We start from the raw sequence: 17,104 nt of genomic DNA, 5'->3' as shown, positions 1-17,104 counted from the left end.
GCGACAACCGTAGGGGGCACCACTGACAACCGGTCCGGCGGCGGCCGGCCGCCGGTGCGCGGGACAGGTCCGGCCGGGCGCCCCAGGGCACCCGGCCGGACCTCAACTCCTAGATCTCGCCCCGCAGTTTGGCGAGCGCCTCGGCGAGGATCGCCTCGCCGTCCGCGTCGCTGCGCCGCTCCCGCACATAGGCGAGGTGCGTCTTGTAGGGCTCGGTGCGCGGCGGGTCCGGGGGGTTGTCCCGGTCCTGGCCGGCCGGGAAGCCGCAGCGCGGGCAGTCCCAGGTTTCGGGCACCTGCGCGTCGCTGGCGAAGCTGGGCTGCGTCTCATGCCCGTTGGAGCACCAGAAGGAGATGCGCAGACGCGGCGCGGACTCGCCGCGCTCGGCCTCGCCCATCGGCCCCGCCCCGACCCGGCTTCCTCGGATCGCGTTGCCACTTGCCACGGTCGTAACTCCCTGCGTGATGGTGCCGCGAAGCGAGTCGGCGTTTCGCTTCGCTGCGAGCGCCTCAGTCTACGTAAGGCCCAACGCGCGTCCAGTGATTGGAGTTACAACCCCCACACACAGACGCAAGCCCCATGATAGGCCGCGCTCAGCTGCGCGTACCGAACATGGGGCCTTACGTACGGATTGTGCGTGTGTGCGCCGCCGATCAGGCTGATCAGCTGTTCGTCTTCATCAGGAGGCCGAGGACGACGATGCACGCGAACCAGAGCAGACCGATCACGACGGTGATGCGGTCGAGGTTGCGCTCGGCGACCGAGGAGCCGCCGACGGAGGACTGCATGCCGCCACCGAACATGTCGGAGAGACCGCCGCCCTTCCCCTTGTGCATCAGCACCAGCAGCATCAGCAGCAGGCTGAAGACGATCAGGGCGATCGAGAACCCCAAAACCACGGCTGGACCAACTTCCTCGGATTCGGATAACGACGGGGGCACAGCGACGGCGCTGTGCCCCCGCAAGGGTACGACGGATCGCGTCTACGGCCTACTCACAGCCCGCCTCACTGGTCGCGGAAGCGCACGATCCTGACGAACTCGTCGGCGTCCAGCGAGGCGCCGCCGACCAGGGCGCCGTCGATGTCGGCCTGCGCCATGATCTCGGCGACGTTGCCGGCCTTCACGGAGCCGCCGTACTGGATGCGGACCTTGTCGGCCACGTCCTGGGAGTACAGCTCGGCGATCTTGCCGCGGATGGCGGCGCAGACCTCCTGGGCGTCCTCGGCGCCGCAGACCTTGCCGGTGCCGATGGCCCAGACGGGCTCGTAGGCGATCACGACGGTCTCGGCCTGCTCGGCCGGGAGGTCCTTCAGACCGCCCTCGACCTGGGCGAGCGTGTGCGTGACGTGGTTGCCCGCCTCACGGACCTCCAGCTCCTCGCCGACGCACATGATCGGGGTCAGGCCGTGCTTGAAGGCGGCCTTCACCTTGGCGTTCACCACGTCGTCGGTCTCGTGGTGGTACTGGCGCCGCTCGGAGTGGCCGACCGCGACGTAGGTGCACCTCAGCTTGGCCAGCATCGGGCCGGAGATCTCACCGGTGTAGGCGCCGGAGTCCTGCGCGGAGATGTCCTGGGCGCCGTACTTGATCTTCAGCTTGTCGTGCTCGACCAGGGTCTGCACCGACCGCAGGTCGGTGAAGGGCGGCAGGACGGCGACCTCGACGGCCTCGTAGTCCTTGTCCGCCAGGGCGAAGGCGAGCTTCTGGGTGTGCGCGATGGCCTCCAGGTGGTTGAGGTTCATCTTCCAGTTGCCCGCCATCAGCGGCGTGCGCGTGCTCATCTGGGTCAGTCCTCCAGTGCGGCGAGGCCGGGGAGCGTCTTGCCCTCGAGGTACTCGAGGGAGGCGCCACCGCCGGTCGAGATGTGGCCGAATGCGTTCTCGTCGAAGCCCAGGAGGCGGACGGCCGCGGCGGAGTCGCCGCCGCCGACGACCGTGAAGGCCGGGGAGTCGACGAGGGCCTGGGCGACCGCCTTGGTGCCCTCGGCGTAGTCGGGGTGCTCGAAGACGCCCATCGGGCCGTTCCAGAAGACGGTGGCCGCGTCGGCGAGCTTCGAGGCGTACAGCTTGCGGGTCTCGGGACCGATGTCCAGACCCTCCTGGTCGGCGGGGATCGCGTCCGCGGCGACGGTGGTGGGGTTCGTCGGGGCCTTGGCCTTCAGGTCCGGGAACTCCGGGGAGACCAGGACGTCGACGGGCAGGACCAGCTCGACGCCGGTCTTCTCGGCGCGCTCGATGTACTCGGTGACGGCCGGGATCTGGTCCTCCTGGAGGAGGGAGATGCCGACCTCGTGGCCCTTGGCCTTGAGGAAGGTGTAGGCCATGCCGCCGCCGATCAGGATGCGGTCGGCCTTGCCGAGCAGCTCGTCGATGACGGCGAGCTTGTCGGAGACCTTGGCGCCGCCGAGCGCCACGACGTAGGGGCGGCCGACCTCCTCGGTGAGCTTCTTCAGGACGCCGACCTCGGTGGCGATGAGGAAGCCCGCCGCGTGCGGCAGCCGGGCCGGCAGGTCGTACACGGAGGCGTGCTTGCGGTGCACCGCGCCGAAGCCGTCTCCCACGTACAGGTCGGCGAGTTCGGCGAGCCGGTCGGCGAACGCGCCGCGCTCGGCGTCGTCCTTGCTCGTCTCGCCCGGGTTGAAGCGCAGGTTCTCGATGACGGCCACCCGGCCGTCGGCCAGGCCCGCGACGGCTGCGCGGGCGGAGTCGCCGACCGTGTCGGTCGCGAACGCCACGTCGGCGCCGAGGAGTTCGCCGAGGCGGGTGGCGGCGGGGGCCAGCGAGAAGGCCGGGTCCGGGGCGCCCTTGGGGCGGCCCAGGTGGGAGGCGACGACCACCTTGGCGCCCGCGTCCGCGAGGGCCTTGACGGTCGGCAGCACGGCGCGGATGCGGCCGTCGTCGGTGATGGTGCCGCCGTCGAGCGGCACGTTGAGGTCGGCGCGGACGAAGACCCGCTTGCCGCCGACACCTTCGGAGAGGAGTTCGTCGATCGTCTTCATGAAAGGGGCTCCCGGGAGGGCTGGTGGTACTCCGTGATCGTAGAGAGGGCTCATCCGTACGTGAGGCAGGGCCCGGGCGGCGCGTCCGTGCGCCGCCCGGGCCCTGCCTTCACATGGAGGTGCCTGCTCCGGTGGTCAGAGCTGGCCGCCGACGAAGACCGTCAGGTCGACGAGGCGGTTGGAGTAGCCCCACTCGTTGTCGTACCAGCCGATGACCTTCACGTTCTTGCCTTCCTGGACCATGGTCAGGGAGGAGTCGAAGGTGCAGGACGCCGGGGCGTTGACGATGTCGGAGGAGACGATCGGGTCCTCGGTGTACTCGATGATGCCCTTGAGCTCGCCCTCGGCGGCCTTCTGGAAGGCGGCGTTGACCTCTTCCTTGGTGACCTCGCGGCCGAGTTCCAGGACCAGGTCGGTGACCGAGCCGGTGGGGACCGGGACGCGCATCGCGATGCCGTCCAGCTTGCCCTTGAGCTGGGGCAGGACCAGGGCGGTGGCCTTGGCGGCGCCGGTGGTGGTGGGGATGATGTTCTCGGCGGCGGCGCGGGCGCGGCGCAGGTCCTTGTGCGGGAAGTCCAGGATGCGCTGGTCGTTGGTGTACGCGTGCACCGTGGTCATCAGGCCCTTGACGATGCCGAAGTTCTCGTCCAGGACCTTCGCCATCGGCGCCACGCAGTTGGTGGTGCAGGAGGCGTTGGAGATGACGTGGTGGTTCGCCGGGTCGTACTTGTCCTGGTTGACGCCCATCACGATGGTGACGTCCTCGTCCTTGGCGGGAGCCGAGATGAGGACCTTCTTGGCGCCGCCGGCGATGTGCTTCTCGGCGTCGGCCTTCTTGGTGAAGATGCCGGTCGACTCGATCACGATGTCGACGCCCAGCTCGCCCCACGGGATGTCGGCGGGGTTGCGCTCGGCCAGGACCTTGATGGTCTTGTCGCCGACGGTGATGGTGTTCTCGGTGTGCGAGACCTCCTGCTTCAGGCGGCCCAGGATGGTGTCGTACTTGAGCAGGTGAGCGGTGGTCGCGGTGTCACCCAGGTCGTTGACAGCCACGATCTCGATGTCAGCACCCTGCTCCAGCAGCGCGCGGAAGTAGTTACGACCGATGCGGCCAAAGCCGTTGATGCCTACGCGGATCGTCACGAACCGATCTCCTCGTTGGTACGCCGGCCATGCGGTGCCGGCGAGCTGTATTTGGGATGTCCCCGACCACCCCCGACCCTACCTCTCCGAGGCCCCGTCGGTGACATCGACTTCGCCCATACCCGGCAGGACGGTCCGTACCCATCAGTAGGGGTACGGACCGTCCTGGTCACGGGGCCCTGCGGCCCGATTTCGCTACGCGCCGTCACCGGAGGACGACCTCGCTGTCACCGATCAAGTGATGCGAGGGCCCTTCCGATGAGCGTCGCGCGGGCGGCCGCCGAGGTGACGTGCTCCAGGCCGAAGCCGAGCAGCACGGTGTCGTCGGTGGCGACCGCCGCGAACGTCTGGAACAGGGCGCCGGTGCGCGCCCAGTCCTCGACGACCGCCGGACTGCCCGCCGGCGGACCGGGCACGCTCCAGGCGCCCAGCGACGTCTCGAAGCCCTCGGTCTCGACGGCCGTGCCGCCGAGGACGACCGAGGCGTCGTCGACCAGGACGCCGCGGCCGCCGCTGCCGGGGTCGGTGATGTAGGAGAGCGCCACCTCGACGGTCTTCCCCGCGTACGCGGAGAGGTCGAAGGACACCTCCTGCCAGCCGGCCGAGGCACCGGTGAAGCTGTTCCAGGAGCCGCTGGTGCCGGTGGGCGCGCAGGCGCCGTCGGCGAGCGTCAGGTACCGCTTCAGGGCGGGGTGCGCCTGGATGAAGTAGCCGGCCTCGCACTCGACGGGCACGGCGCTGCTGGTGGCGCCGCCGGCCTCCGGCAGCGTGGTCCAGTCGTCGGCGCCCGCGGTGTGCGCCTCCAGGACGGCGTGGTCGTAGCCCTTCTCCGTGTTCCACAGCATCCGGGTGCGCAGGGCCGGCGCGTCGGCGGCGCTCACCCCGGTGAGGTCGACGGTGCGGGTGAGACGGTTCCAGGCGTAGTCGCTGTGCGTGACGGCGGCCATGGACGCGCCCGTGTAGGGCCCGTACGGGTTGGCGGTGCCGGGGTAGCGGCTCGCGCCCGCGCTCGCGAACTGCGGGAAGGCGTCCGCGGGCAGGGTCTCGGAGGTGACGCTGTAGGACCCGGCCCGGTCGAGCGGGTTGCCGGGCGCGGCGCCCAGGGAGCCGGTCGCTCCGGCGAGCGCGCCGGTGCCCTCGAAGGAGGTGGCGCCGGACAGGGAGGTGCGGGTGTAGGCGCCCAGGTAGTACTGGCTGAAGTCGTTGGACGGGGTGCCGTCGCCGAGGTCGACGTCGCCGCCGGCCTGCTCGCCCGCTTCGATCAGCTTGCCGCCCTCGTTGAGGAAGGCGCGCAGCTCCAGCTGCGTGGGGTTGCCGGGGGCGCCCGCGCCCGTGTAGTGGACGACCGTGCCGAAGTGGCTCAGCACGCCGAGCGCGTCGGGCACGCCCTGGGTGGCGACGTCCCAGACGACCGCCTTGCGGCCGTCGGCCCTCAGCGCGTCCACGTAGGTCTGCGCCTGCGTGGCGGCCGTGCCCTCCTCGGCGACGACCAGGGTGTCGGCCCGGGGCCGTTCGGCGACGGTGTAGGTGAAGTGCCCGCTGGAGACCTCCTTGCCGTTCTTCGCCTCGCCGGTGAACCACACCTCGACCTTGTCGCCCGGACGGGCGTCCTCGACCTCGGCCCGGTACTCGTCGAAGTGGAGGTTGTCGTCACCGCCGTAGGTCTCGCCGCCCCTCCAGGGCCTCAGCGTCTCGTCGTGCGTGCGGCCGCCGTTGACGCGGTACTTGAGCTCCTTGTCGCGGACCGCCTTGCGGACGACGACGGAGACCTCCTGGTCGGCGCCGCGCGCGTACGACGTGGTGAAGCCGGCCGGGGTGAAGTCGGCGGCGGCCAGGCCGACCGAGGACTTCGGCTGGTCGGGGCGGGCGGCGCTCTCGGCGACGGAGAGCGCGAACGGAACGTTCTTGGCGAACTCCTGCTGGATCAGCTTCTCGTCGTCCGGGAAGTTGAACACCGACTGGCAGTCGGCGGCGTTCCACCGGTCGTCCGGGTCGACGTCCGAGGCCGTCTGGCAGGTCGACATCTCGGGGGTGAACATGGGCGTGCCGTTGACGTTGGCCGCGTGGCCGTCCGCCTCGCCGTTGGTGGTGTACAGCTCCGAGGAGACCTGCGGGTGGTAGCCGGGTATCGCGGAGTTCTCCGGGGTGCCGGCCAGCGCCCGGTACATGACGTCGTCCGGGGTGTCCGTGGCCACCTGCCAGCCGACGCCGTAGAGGAGGAGTTCGGCGGCGGAGTGGTAGTTGATGCCGTACGCGAAGCCGATGCGCTTCTCGAAGGCGTCCAGCGCCTTGGTCTCCGGCTCGGAGTTCGGTCCGGCGCCGCGGTAGGTCTGGCTGGTGGGGTTGGGGGACGAACCCTCGTTGTCGTAGCCCCACTTGTAGGCGAAGTTCCGGTTGAGGTCGACGCCGTCGCCGGTGGAGATCACCCCGTCGGCGTTGACGTCCCGCAGGTTCTTGCGCCAGAGGCGGTTGGCGGTGTCCGCGAAGGTGTAGTCGTAGCCGTCGGGGTTGGCCGTCAGGACGAACCACAGCTCGGTGGTGTCCACGAGCTTCTTGACGCGCGCGTCCGTCTTGTAGTTGTCCAGGTAGTGGTGGAGCAGCCGGCGGGTCATCTCCGGGGTGATCCACTCGCGTGCGTGCTGGTTGGACATGTACAGCACGGAGGGCTTGGAGCCGTCCCGGGTCTTCTTCGCGTTCTTGGTGAGCTTGAGCGCGAGGATGTCCTGGCCGTTGACCGTCCTGCCGATGGAGACGACCTTGGTGAGGCCGGGGTTCTCCTGGCCCGTGCGGAGGATCTCCTCCTTCAGGCCGCCCTTGCCGCTGTACGGGCGGAACACACCGTCGGAGGCCGCCTCGACGCGGCTTTCCGCCTTGGCCGAGAGGGTGTGCTCGGTGAGGCGGACGCCCTGTTCCCCGAGCTTCTTCGCCTGCCCGTCGGTGAGGTAGACCTCGACGGTGGCGGTGCCCTTGTCGGGTGCCTGCTCACTGAGTTCGTGACCGTCCTGACCGGCCGCCAGCAGCAGGGGAATCTGCTTCTTGGTGACCTCGGCGCGGAAGACCTTGACCTCGTCCGCGTCGGATTCCCGGGGTGTTCCCCCGGACTGTGCCTGGGCGATGGGTGCGATGCTCGCTCCGCCGATCAGGAGCGCGCCGACAGCGAGGATCGATCTCGCTCTACGTCTCATGAACCCCCCTAGCGTGGGTCCGCCACAGCAGCGAACACAGCCAGGCTCATGACCGTCCATGATCGAGTCAAGGGTGCATCAAGAAGGCGTCGTGAGCGGCGAGTTGACGTCGCAGGCCGGAAAACGGCCGGCGCCGACGGCCCAGGAGGAGGCGTCGGCGCCGACGGGTCGGGTTCCGTTCCCGCTCAGCCCGCCAGGTTGTCGGCGAGTTCCTCGGAGAGGTTGGCCTCGGTGCCCGGGATGCCCAGGTCGGAGGCCCGCTTGTCGGCCATGGCGAGCAGGCGGCGGATGCGGCCGGCGACCGCGTCCTTGGTCAGCGGCGGGTCGGCGAGCGCGCCCAGCTCCTCCAGCGAGGCCTGCTTGTGCTCCATCCGCAGCCGGCCGGCCGCCGCGAGGTGCTCGGGGACCTCGTCGCCGAGGATCTCCAGCGCACGCTGGACGCGGGCGCCGGCGGCGACGGCCGCGCGGGCGGAGCGGCGCAGGTTGGCGTCGTCGAAGTTGGCGAGACGGTTCGCCGTGGCGCGCACCTCGCGGCGCATCCGGCGCTCCTCCCAGGCCAGCACCGACTCGTGGGCGCCGAGGCGGGTGAGCAGGGCTCCGATGGCGTCGCCGTCGCGGACGACGACCCGGTCGACCCCGCGCACCTCGCGGGCCTTCGCGGCGATGGACAGGCGCCGGGCGGCGCCGACGAGGGCGAGCGCGGCCTCGGGACCGGGGCAGGTGACCTCGAGCGAGGAGGAACGGCCGGGCTCGGTGAGCGAGCCGTGCGCCAGGAAGGCCCCGCGCCAGGCCGCCTCGGCGTCGCAGGTGGCCCCCGAGACCACCTGCGGGGGCAGGCCGCGGATCGGCCGGCCGCGGCCGTCCACCAGGCCGGTCTGGCGGGCCAGCTGGTCACCACCCGCGACGACGCGCACCACGTAGCGCGAGCCCCGGCGCAGCCCGCCGGGCGCCATCACGATCAGCTCGGAGCTGTGGCCGAAGATCTCCAGGATGTCCCGCTTGAGGCGGCGGGCCGCCATCGCGGTGTCCAGCTCCGCCTCGATCACGATGCGCCCGCTCACCAGGTGGAGGCCGCCGGCGAACCGCAGGATGGCCGAGACCTCCGCCTTTCTGCAGCAGGTCCGGGTGACGGGTAGCCGGGAGATCTCGTCCTTCACCGCTGCCGTCATCGCCATGGGCCGATCCTTCCATGCATCCGAAAAATACGGTCGTACGCGGCGGCCAGCAGCTCCGGATCATGCCGCGGAGTGCCGTCGGTCCGGGCCACCGGCGCCAGCTCGACCGCGGCCCCGAGCCGCTTGGCGGCGTCGGTCAGGGAGTCACGGTCGGGCACGGCGGCCTCGTCGGCCAGCACCACGTCCAGGGCGAGTTTAGGGGCGTGTCGTCCCAAAACCTCCACATGACGCTGCGGTGAGAAGCCGTCGGTTTCTCCCGGCTGCGGGGCGAGGTTCAGGGAGAGTACCCGGCGCGCCTTCGTCTCCGTCAGGGCGTCCAGCAGCTCGGGGACCAGCAGGTGCGGCATCACCGAGGAGAACCAGGAGCCGGGCCCCAGGACCACCCAGTCCGCGTCCAGGACGGCCGCCACCGCTTCCGGCACGGCCGGCGGGTCGTGCGGCACGAGGTGCACGGACTGCACCTCGCCAGGGGTCAGCGCGACGGTCGCCTGCCCGCGGACGGTGTCGACGTCCTCGGGCCGTGCCGGGTCGTGGCCCTTGACCAGTGCCTGGAGCTCCAGGGGGACCGCGGACATGGGCAGTACGCGGCCGTGCGCGCCGAGGAGCCGGCCGACCAGGTCCAGCGCCTGGACGTGGTCGCCGAGCTGCTCCCACAGGGCGACGATCAGCAGGTTGCCGACCGCGTGGCCGTTGATCTCGCCCTGTGACTGGAAGCGGTGCTGGATGACGCGGGCCCAGGTCTGGCCCCAGTCGTCGTCGCCGCACAGCGCCGCCAGCGCCTTGCGCAGGTCGCCGGGCGGCAGCACGCCCAGCTCGTCGCGCAGGCGCCCGCTGGAACCGCCGTCGTCGGCCACGGTGACGACGGCGGTGAGGTCGCCGGTGATCCGGCGCAGCGCGGCGAGCGAGGCCGACAGACCCATGCCGCCGCCGAGGGCGACGACCTTGGGCTGGGTGCCGCGGCGGCGGGGTTTGCCGCCGCGGGCCTCGACCGGCCGGCTCACGCGCCCGTCCGGCGCCATCCTGCGCAGCCGGCCCAGCCGCGGAGTACGTCCTGTCATTCCCGTCCCATGTCCCGGTGCACGACCACCGTCTCCACGCCCTCGGCGGCGAGCCGCGCGGCGAGCTTCTCCGACATCGCGACCGAGCGGTGCTTGCCGCCCGTACAGCCCACCGCGATGGTCACGTAGCGCTTGCCCTCCCTGCGGTAGCCCGCGGCGATCAGCTGGAGGAGCTCCGCGTACCGGTCGAGGAACTCCTTGGCCCCGGGCTGGTTGAGGACGTAGCCGGCCACCTCGTCGTTCAGGCCGGTGTAGGGGCGCAGCTCCGGGACCCAGTGCGGATTGGGCAGGAAGCGCATGTCCACGACGAGGTCGGCGTCGACGGGCAGGCCGTACTTGAAGCCGAAGGACATGACGGTGGCCCGCAGCTCGGGCTCCTCCTCGCCGGCGAACTGGGCGTCCATCTTGGCGCGCAGCTCGTGCACGTTGAGGCTGGAGGTGTCGATCACCAGGTCGGCGTCGCCGCGCAGCTCGCGCAGCAGCTCGCGCTCGGCGGCGATGCCGTCGACGATACGGCCGTCGCCCTGGAGGGGGTGCGGACGGCGCACGGACTCGAAGCGGCGCACCAGGGCGTCGTCGGAGGACTCGAGGAAGACGATCCGCCGGGTGACGTTCTTCGCCTCCAGGTCGGCGAGGGACTCGCGGAGGTTGTCGAAGAAGCGCCGGCCGCGGACGTCGACGACGACCGCGATCCGGGCCACGTTGCCCTGGGAGCGGGCGCCGAGCTCCACCATGGTGGGGATCAGGGCGGGCGGGAGGTTGTCGACGACGAACCAGCCGAGGTCCTCCAGACACTTGGCGGCCGTCGAACGGCCCGCCCCGGACATGCCGGAAATGATCACCAGCTCGGGGATGGCCGCCTCGGGAATGCCCGGCGGTGTGACGTCCGTACTCACCTGTGCTCCGTCTTCGTGGCCTGCGGTGTGCGCGGCGCTTCGGGGGCCCGCTTCGGCCCCGGCGGCGTCGTGGCGTGTGTCGCGCCGGGTGGGATCCTCGCAGGTCTCCCCGGGCGCCGGCTGGGGCGCTGCCATGGGCTCCCGCTCCCGGTCGGCTGTGGGATGCGCGTCGTGCTCGGTCATCTCTCCTGCCCCCGTCGTTCTTCCGGGGTGCCCGCGACGGCGGGCTCCCCGGGGGAGCCCGCCGTCGTGTCGGGCTCCTCCTCATCCATGATCTCTCCGGTCGCCGTGTTCACGGCGGGTGCGGGCGGGGCCGCCTGGGCGAGGGCCACGACGATCGTCTCGGCCGTTTTGCGGCCTATGCCGGGCACCTCGCAGATCTGGTCGAGCGTCGCGGAACGCAGCTTCTTCACCGAGCCGAAGTGCTTGATCAGCGCCTGCCTGCGGGTCTCGCCGAGGCCCGGGACGTCGTCCAGGGGTCCGGCGCGGAACCGCTTGGCGCGCTTGGTGCGCTGGTAGGCGATCGCGAAGCGGTGGGCCTCGTCACGGACGCGCTGGAGCAGGTAGAGGCCCTCGCTGGTGCGGGGCAGGACGACCGGGTCGTCCTCGTCCGGCAGCCAGACCTCCTCCAGGCGCTTGGCGAGACCGCAGACGGCGATGTCGTCGACACCGAGCTCGTCCAGAGCCCGCTTGGCGGCCATGACCTGCGGCTTGCCGCCGTCGACGACGACGAGCTGGGGCGGGTAGGCGAACCGCCTGGGGCGGCCGTCGTCGTCCTTGAGGGCGTCGGCGAGGGGGGCGGCGGGGCTGTCCGCGGAAGCGGCCGTGCCGTCCGCGGGTGTGAGCGGGGCGCCGTCGGCGGGCGTGGCCGGGGTGCCGTCGGCAAGGGCGGGCCCGTCCTCGGTCCACTCCCCCGTCCGCTCCTTCTCGGCGAGGTAGCGCCGGAAGCGGCGGGTGATCACCTCGTGCATGGAACGGACGTCGTCCTGGCCCTCGAAGCCCTTGATCTGGAAGCGGCGGTACTCGCTCTTGCGCTGGAGGCCGTCCTCGAAGACCACCATGGAGGCCACGACGTCGTCGCCCTGGAGGTGCGAGATGTCGTAGCACTCGATCCTCAGCGGGGCGCTGTCCAGGCCGAGGGCCTCGGCGATCTCCTCGAGCGCACGCGAGCGCGTGGTCAGGTCGGAGGCGCGCTTGGTCTTGTGCAGCACGAGCGCCTGCTGGGCGTTGCGCTCGACGGTCGCCATGAGGGCGCGCTTGTCGCCGCGCTGCGGGACGCGCAGCGAGACGCCCGAGCCGCGGCGGCCGGTGAGCCACTCCTGGACCGGCTCCACCGGATCGGGCAGGGCGGGGACCAGGACCTCCTTGGGGACGGCGTCGCCGGTCTCCTCGCCGTAGAGCTGCTGGAGGGCGTGTTCGACGAGGGCTCCGGTGGTGATCTCCTCGACCTTGTCGGTCACCCAGCCGCGCTGGCCGCGTACGCGTCCGCCGCGGACGTGGAAGATCTGGACGGCCGCCTCCAGCTCGTCCTCGGCGACCGCGATCAGGTCGGCGTCGGTCGCGTCCGCGAGCACGACGGCGTTCTTCTCCATGGCCTTCTTCAGGGCCTCGATGTCGTCGCGCAGGCGGGCGGCCCGCTCGTACTCCATCTCCTCGGCCGCCTGCGTCATCTGCTTCTCCAGACGACGCAGGTACGTGCCGGTGCGGCCGGTCATGAAGTCGCAGAACTCGTCGGCCAGGTCCCCGTGGTCGTCGGCGGAGATCCGCCCGACACAGGGCGCGGAGCACTTGCCGATGTAGCCGAGCAGACAGGGGCGGCCGGTGCGGGAGGCGTTCTTGAAGACGCCGGCGGAGCAGGTGCGCACCGGGAAGACGCGCAGCAGGAGGTCGACGGTGTCGCGGATCGCCCACGCGTGCGCGTACGGCCCGAAGTACCTGACGCCCTTCTTCTTGTGGCCGCGCATGACCTGTACGCGGGGGAACTCCTCGTTCATCGTCACCGCGAGGTAGGGGTAGCTCTTGTCGTCGCGGTACTTGACGTTGAACCGGGGGTCGTACTCCTTGATCCAGGAGTACTCCAGCTGGAGGGCCTCGACCTCCGTGGACACCACGGTCCACTCCACGGACGCGGCCGTGGTGACCATCGTGCGTGTGCGCGGGTGGAGGCCCGCCAGGTCCTGGAAGTAGTTCGCCAGGCGCTGGCGCAGGCTCTTCGCCTTTCCGACGTAGATCACCCGGCGGTGCTCGTCGCGGAACCTGTAGACCCCGGGCGAGTCCGGGATCTGTCCCGGCTTGGGGCGGTAGCTGGAGGGGTCGGCCATGTCTCACACCCTACTGGCGCGGAGTGACAGTCCGACGGGGCTGTGGACAACCACGGGGAGTGTCGGCCGGGGCGCACGTCACGGCCGGTGGCCGGCCGGAGCCGGGGGTCCGGTCGCACGGCTCACGGGGCACGCCGCCGGACCGCTTCCGCGCGCCGCGGGGCCGGGCGGACGCCTGCCCGGACACGCCGCACCGCGTCCGCCCGGTCACGCGGCGTGGCGTCCGCCGGCGCCCCCGACGCGGCCGTCGGCGTGGTCCCCGGCGCCGGGCCGTGGGGCGCGAGCGGCGGACCCGACTCGGCCACGGACAGGTCGCGTTCGGGCTTCGGGTGTTGTCGGGTCCAGGCCGACACGCTTCAATGCGGGGGAACTGGGGGCGGTGAAGCACGCCCTACGGATGTGAAGGCGCCCCCGCGTCACCGGAGGCCCGGCCACCGACACGAACGGTCTGACCAGCCGTCGTGAGGATTCACAGAGAGGCCCCTGCATGCCGCACGCCCCGCACCACGCGGACGTCGCCCCCGGCGGCGCCGCCACGGACCTGGACGCGGCCCTGCGAGGCGGCCCGTTCCACGTCGCCCTGCGCGCCGCGATCGCCGCCCGTGGGCTGCCCCTGCAACGCGTCCAGCACCACCTGTCACGGCACGGAGTGAAAGTCGGGGTCACCAGTCTCAGTTACTGGCAGCAGGGCGCCCGGCGCCCGCAGCGCCCCGAGTCGCTGAGGGCCGTCCGGGCCCTGGAGGAGATCCTGCGCCTGCCGGACGAGTCCCTGATCCGGCTGCTCACGGAGGCCGACGCGGACACGGCGGGCGGGCAGCCGGCGGGCCGCTCCTACCGGTCGTTCAGGGAGGCCACGGACGTCCTGGAGAAACTGCTCGTCGAACTGGAGTGCCCTGCGGACGACGGGCTGCACACCCTGGGCCACCACGAGCGGGTGGGCATCGGCTCCCGCCGGGAACTCCAGGGGCGCGAGTCCCAGCACATCGTCCGCGCCCACCGCGACGGCGTCGACCGCTTCGTGGCCGTCCACCACGGCGACCCCGGCTGCGCTCCGGAGCGGATGACGCTGCACGCCCTGGAGAACTGCCGTCCCGGCCGCGTCCGCCGGCACCACGACACCGGCATCCTCGTCGCGGAGCTCCTCTTCGACACCCGCCTGCGGGCCGGCGACACGTTCCTCTTCCGCCACGCCGTCGAGGACGGCACCGCCGGCGCCTCCCGCGAGTACGTCCGCGGCTTCGGCGCGCCGGGCGGGCAGTACGCCCTGCAGGTCCGGTTCCACGAGGCCGCGCTGCCCGCGCGCTGTCACCGCTTCACCCGGCACTCGGCGGCGGCCCCCCGCAGCGGCCGCCAGGAACTGGCGCTCAGCCGACGCCACCGCTCGGTCCACCTCGTCGAGCCGCGGGTGCGGTCGGGCATGGTGGGCATCGCGTGGGACTGGGACTGACCGGTCGGCGCGCCTCACCGGCCCGAAGGCGTCCCGCCGCGCCGCCGCGTCCCGCGGCTCAGGCTCCCGGCCCCGCGACGATCCTGCCGTTCTCGGACGTGACCGGCAGTTCGTTCAGCGCCACGGTCGCGGGTTCCCGCAGCACCTCGCCGGTCGTCGCGTCGAACTCGCTGCCGTGGCAGGGGCAGATCAGCGTGGTCCCGTCGAGCTTGTTGATGGCGCAGCCCGCGTGGGTGCAGACCGAGCTGTAGGCCTTCAGCTCACCGTCGGCGGACCGGCTGACCACGACGTTGTGGTCGCGGTAGAGCTTCGCGCTCCCCTTCGCGACCTCGCCGTCCGCGCCGAGCTCGACCGGGGCCGTGGGCGTGGCGGGCGCCGTGGTGCCGCCGGTCGGGGAACAGGCGGCGAGCCCGAGCGCCGTGGCGGGTGCCAGAGCCGCGGCCGGCGCGAGGGCCGCTCCTCGCAGGACGGTGCGGCGGCTCGTGGCGGGTCGGCCGGACATGCGGGCTCCACTGGTCGAGAGGCGGTACGGGACGGGGCGTGCCGTCGCGGCGACGGGCGCGTGCGCTGCGCGGCGGCCGTCGGCCGCCGCTGCCCCGCGCACGATACCGGTGGGGGTGCCGCGGGCCCGCGGCGGGTCGGGTCGGATTGCGCGGGCTTGCGCGGACGTAAACGCTTGCGCAAGCGTTTACGCGCTCCGTCGAATGGGATAGCGTCCCGGCCGGAACACACCGCCGCCGTCAGGGAGGGGACCCGATGCCGACCATGGCCGACGTCGCACGGCACGCCGGCGTCTCCGTGGCGACCGTCTCGCACGTGCTGAACGACACCCGTCCCGTGCTGCCCCGCACCCGTCAGGCCGTCCTCGACGCCATGGACGTGCTCGGCTACACGCCCAACACCCTCGCCCGCTCCCTGGTGACCTCCCGGACCCGTTCCATCGGGCTCGCGGTGTCGGCGATCAGCAATCCCTACTTCACCGAGATCCTCCAGGGAGTGGAGGCCGCCGCCCTGGAGGAGGGCTACAGCCTGCTGATCGCCGACCCGCACGACGACCCCGCGCACGAGCGCACGGTCGTCCAGCTCCTGCACGAGCGCCGCGTGGACGGCGTGATCATCGCTCCGTCCGCGGACCCGGGCGGGCTCCTCGCCTACCTGACCCGGCACCGGGTGCCTGCGGTCCTCCTCGACCGGATCGTCGACGCCCCGGCGGACGGCGCACCCCGCTTCGACCAGGTCTGCGCCGAGAACGCCGGCCCCATGGCCCGGCTGGTCACCCATCTCGCCGGGCTCGGTCACCGCCGCATCGCCCTCGTCGCCGGTCTGCCCGGCCTCAGCACCACCGCGGAACGGATCACCGGTTACCGGCACGGTCTCGCCTCCGCCGGTCTCCCCCACGACGAGCGCCTCTTGGTGCACGGCGACTCCGGGTCGGCCGGCGCCGAACGGGCCACCGCGGCCCTGCTGTCCCTGGGCGCCCCGCCGACCGCCCTGGTCACCGGCAACGACGCGATGACCCTCGGCGCGCTGCGGGCCCTGCGCGCACACGGGCTGACCGTGCCCGACGACATGGCGCTGTGCTGCTTCGACGACTTCGCCTGGGCGGACCTGTTCTCCCCCCGGCTGACCGCGATCGCCCAGCCCGGCCGGGACATCGGCGCCCAGGCCGTCCGCGTGCTCCTGGAACGCCTCGCCGCACCCGGCCGGCCGGCCCGGACCGTGCGGCTCCCCTGCACCTTCGTCCACCGCACCTCGTGCGGCTGCGCGGACCAGCCGGAACGGCCCCCGCGCTCCCGCGCCCCCCTGGTGCCCAGCGGCCCGGGCGTCGCGCGGCCCGGCCCGCCCGGGGCATCCGACCCGTCCGACCCGTCCGGTGCCCCGTCCACGCCGTCCATGCCGTCCGAACCGTCCGAACCGTCCGAACCGTCCGAGGAAGGAACCGCCCCGTGATCGTCGTGGCAGGTGAAGCCCTGATCGACCTGGTACCGCAGGGCACGGGTGCCCTCGCGGCTCTGCAGCCGGCCCGCGGCGGCGGCCCCTACAACACGGCCGTGGCCCTCGGCCGCCTGGGTTCCCCCACGGCCTTCTGCTCACGCACCTCGCTGGACGCGTTCGGAGAGGCCCTGCTGGACGGGCTGCGGGCGGCGGGCGTGGACGTGTCGGCGGTGCAGCGGGGGCCGGAACCGACCACTCTGGCGGTCGCCACGATCGACGGGAACGGCTCGGCCGCGTACTCCTTCCACGTCGAGGGCACCGCCGACCGGCTGTTCCGGGTCCCCGCCGACCTGCCCGCCGGGACGCGGGCGGTGTCCTTCGGCACCTGCTCCCTGGTCCTGGAGCCGGGGGCGAGCGCCTACGAGGAACTGATGCGCACCGCGGCCGCGCGGGGCCTGTTCACCGCGCTCGACCCGAACATCCGGCCCGGGCTGATCCCCGACGCCGACGCCTACCGGGCCCGCTTCGCGAGCTGGCTCCCCTCGGTGTCCCTGCTCAAGCTCTCCGAGGAGGACGCCCGCTGGCTGGGCGGCACCCCCCGCGAGTGGCTGTCCGCCGGCCCCGCAGCCGTGGTGATCACACACGGCGGCGACGGTCTGACCGCCTTCACCCGGGACGGCGCCGTCCATCCGGTGCCCGGGGAGCAGGTCGACGTCGTGGACACCATCGGCGCCGGCGACACCGTGAACGCGGCGCTGCTGCACGGTCTTTCGGTCCGGGGCGCCCTGTCTCCGGTCGCGCTCGCGGGGCTGGGCCGCGAGGACTGGCAGCGGTTGCTGCGGTTCGCGGCCCGCGCCGCGGCGATCACCTGCTCGCGGGCGGGCGCCGAGCCGCCGTACGCCTCGGAGGTCGGCGAGCCGTAGAGGAGACGGGGACGGCCCGCG

The 17,104-nt window shown here is 72.2% G+C and carries 14 protein-coding genes; 3 read left to right on the top strand and 11 right to left on the bottom strand.

Annotated elements, in window-relative coordinates; translation table 11 throughout:
• Positions 1–109: 109 nt before the first annotated feature.
• The 10 genes from ACH4F6_RS25870 to uvrC form a co-directional block, all read right to left on the bottom strand.
• On the bottom strand, positions 110–445 hold the full coding sequence (locus ACH4F6_RS25870; protein ID WP_003976875.1) for an RNA polymerase-binding protein RbpA: 336 nt from the start codon (positions 443–445) through the stop codon (positions 110–112).
• A 217-nt stretch (positions 446–662) separates the two neighbouring features.
• The gene (gene secG / locus ACH4F6_RS25865; protein WP_384659224.1) at positions 663–899 is read right to left on the bottom strand and encodes a preprotein translocase subunit SecG; all 237 of its coding nucleotides are present in this window, start codon (positions 897–899) and stop codon (positions 663–665) included.
• A 107-nt stretch (positions 900–1,006) separates the two neighbouring features.
• Complete coding sequence (gene tpiA, locus ACH4F6_RS25860) at positions 1,007–1,783, bottom strand: triose-phosphate isomerase (protein WP_397962716.1); 777 nt, start codon at positions 1,781–1,783, stop codon at positions 1,007–1,009.
• A 5-nt stretch (positions 1,784–1,788) separates the two neighbouring features.
• On the bottom strand, positions 1,789–3,000 hold the full coding sequence (locus ACH4F6_RS25855) for a phosphoglycerate kinase (RefSeq protein WP_397962715.1): 1,212 nt from the start codon (positions 2,998–3,000) through the stop codon (positions 1,789–1,791).
• Positions 3,001–3,135: 135 nt separating this feature from the next.
• On the bottom strand, positions 3,136–4,143 hold the full coding sequence (gene gap / locus ACH4F6_RS25850) for a type I glyceraldehyde-3-phosphate dehydrogenase (protein ID WP_397962714.1): 1,008 nt from the start codon (positions 4,141–4,143) through the stop codon (positions 3,136–3,138).
• A 227-nt stretch (positions 4,144–4,370) separates the two neighbouring features.
• On the bottom strand, positions 4,371–7,328 hold the full coding sequence (locus ACH4F6_RS25845) for a M14 family zinc carboxypeptidase (protein WP_397962713.1): 2,958 nt from the start codon (positions 7,326–7,328) through the stop codon (positions 4,371–4,373).
• Between the two features lie 185 nt (positions 7,329–7,513).
• On the bottom strand, positions 7,514–8,503 hold the full coding sequence (gene whiA / locus ACH4F6_RS25840) for a DNA-binding protein WhiA (protein WP_030642347.1): 990 nt from the start codon (positions 8,501–8,503) through the stop codon (positions 7,514–7,516).
• The gene (gene yvcK / locus ACH4F6_RS25835; protein WP_397962712.1) at positions 8,494–9,561 is read right to left on the bottom strand and encodes a uridine diphosphate-N-acetylglucosamine-binding protein YvcK; all 1,068 of its coding nucleotides are present in this window, start codon (positions 9,559–9,561) and stop codon (positions 8,494–8,496) included. Before yvcK ends, whiA begins: the two co-directional genes overlap by 10 nt.
• A complete protein-coding gene (rapZ, locus tag ACH4F6_RS25830; RefSeq protein ID WP_397962711.1) occupies positions 9,558–10,640 on the bottom strand; it encodes an RNase adapter RapZ in 1,083 nt (360 codons plus the stop codon). The genes yvcK and rapZ overlap by 4 nt, the downstream gene beginning before the upstream one ends.
• Positions 10,637–12,778, bottom strand: a complete 2,142-nt coding sequence (gene uvrC / locus ACH4F6_RS25825) for an excinuclease ABC subunit UvrC (protein ID WP_397962710.1) — start codon at positions 12,776–12,778, stop codon at positions 10,637–10,639. The genes rapZ and uvrC overlap by 4 nt, the downstream gene beginning before the upstream one ends.
• A 487-nt stretch (positions 12,779–13,265) precedes the next feature.
• Between uvrC and ACH4F6_RS25820 the strand changes: the two genes are divergently transcribed.
• Complete coding sequence (locus ACH4F6_RS25820) at positions 13,266–14,225, top strand: hypothetical protein (protein WP_397962709.1); 960 nt, start codon at positions 13,266–13,268, stop codon at positions 14,223–14,225.
• Positions 14,226–14,283: 58 nt separating this feature from the next.
• Here the strand turns inward: ACH4F6_RS25820 and ACH4F6_RS25815 are convergent, their stop codons facing one another.
• Positions 14,284–14,727 (bottom strand): Rieske (2Fe-2S) protein, encoded by a 444-nt coding sequence (locus ACH4F6_RS25815; RefSeq protein WP_397962708.1) that lies wholly within the window; start codon positions 14,725–14,727, stop codon positions 14,284–14,286.
• Positions 14,728–14,981: 254 nt separating this feature from the next.
• Here ACH4F6_RS25815 and ACH4F6_RS25810 point away from each other — a divergent pair, with 254 nt between their 5' ends.
• On the top strand, positions 14,982–16,175 hold the full coding sequence (locus tag ACH4F6_RS25810) for a LacI family DNA-binding transcriptional regulator (protein ID WP_397962707.1): 1,194 nt from the start codon (positions 14,982–14,984) through the stop codon (positions 16,173–16,175).
• Positions 16,172–17,083, top strand: a complete 912-nt coding sequence (locus ACH4F6_RS25805; protein WP_397962706.1) for a carbohydrate kinase — start codon at positions 16,172–16,174, stop codon at positions 17,081–17,083. Before ACH4F6_RS25810 ends, ACH4F6_RS25805 begins: the two co-directional genes overlap by 4 nt.
• Positions 17,084–17,104 lie beyond the last annotated feature (21 nt).

Origin of the sequence: Streptomyces sp. NPDC017936, from assembly GCF_044328485.1 — a bacterium.
Lineage (GTDB): Bacteria > Actinomycetota > Actinomycetes > Streptomycetales > Streptomycetaceae > Streptomyces.
The sequence above is the reverse complement of the archived record's forward strand: the minus strand, read 5'-3'. Positions and strand labels throughout refer to the sequence as shown.

Excerpts from the sequence above, each read along its gene's own strand:
- tpiA (WP_397962716.1), bottom strand. The coding sequence starts at position 1,783 with ATGAGCACGCGCACGCCGCTGATGGCGGGCAACTGGAAGATGAACCTC.
- ACH4F6_RS25855 (WP_397962715.1), bottom strand. The coding sequence starts at position 3,000 with ATGAAGACGATCGACGAACTCCTCTCCGAAGGTGTCGGCGGCAAGCGG.
- ACH4F6_RS25845 (WP_397962713.1), bottom strand. The coding sequence starts at position 7,328 with ATGAGACGTAGAGCGAGATCGATCCTCGCTGTCGGCGCGCTCCTGATC.
- whiA (WP_030642347.1), bottom strand. The coding sequence starts at position 8,503 with ATGGCGATGACGGCAGCGGTGAAGGACGAGATCTCCCGGCTACCCGTC.
- yvcK (WP_397962712.1), bottom strand. The coding sequence starts at position 9,561 with ATGACAGGACGTACTCCGCGGCTGGGCCGGCTGCGCAGGATGGCGCCG.
- rapZ (WP_397962711.1), bottom strand. The coding sequence starts at position 10,640 with ATGACCGAGCACGACGCGCATCCCACAGCCGACCGGGAGCGGGAGCCC.
- uvrC (WP_397962710.1), bottom strand. The coding sequence starts at position 12,778 with ATGGCCGACCCCTCCAGCTACCGCCCCAAGCCGGGACAGATCCCGGAC.
- ACH4F6_RS25820 (WP_397962709.1), top strand. The coding sequence starts at position 13,266 with ATGCCGCACGCCCCGCACCACGCGGACGTCGCCCCCGGCGGCGCCGCC.
- ACH4F6_RS25815 (WP_397962708.1), bottom strand. The coding sequence starts at position 14,727 with ATGTCCGGCCGACCCGCCACGAGCCGCCGCACCGTCCTGCGAGGAGCG.
- ACH4F6_RS25810 (WP_397962707.1), top strand. The coding sequence starts at position 14,982 with ATGCCGACCATGGCCGACGTCGCACGGCACGCCGGCGTCTCCGTGGCG.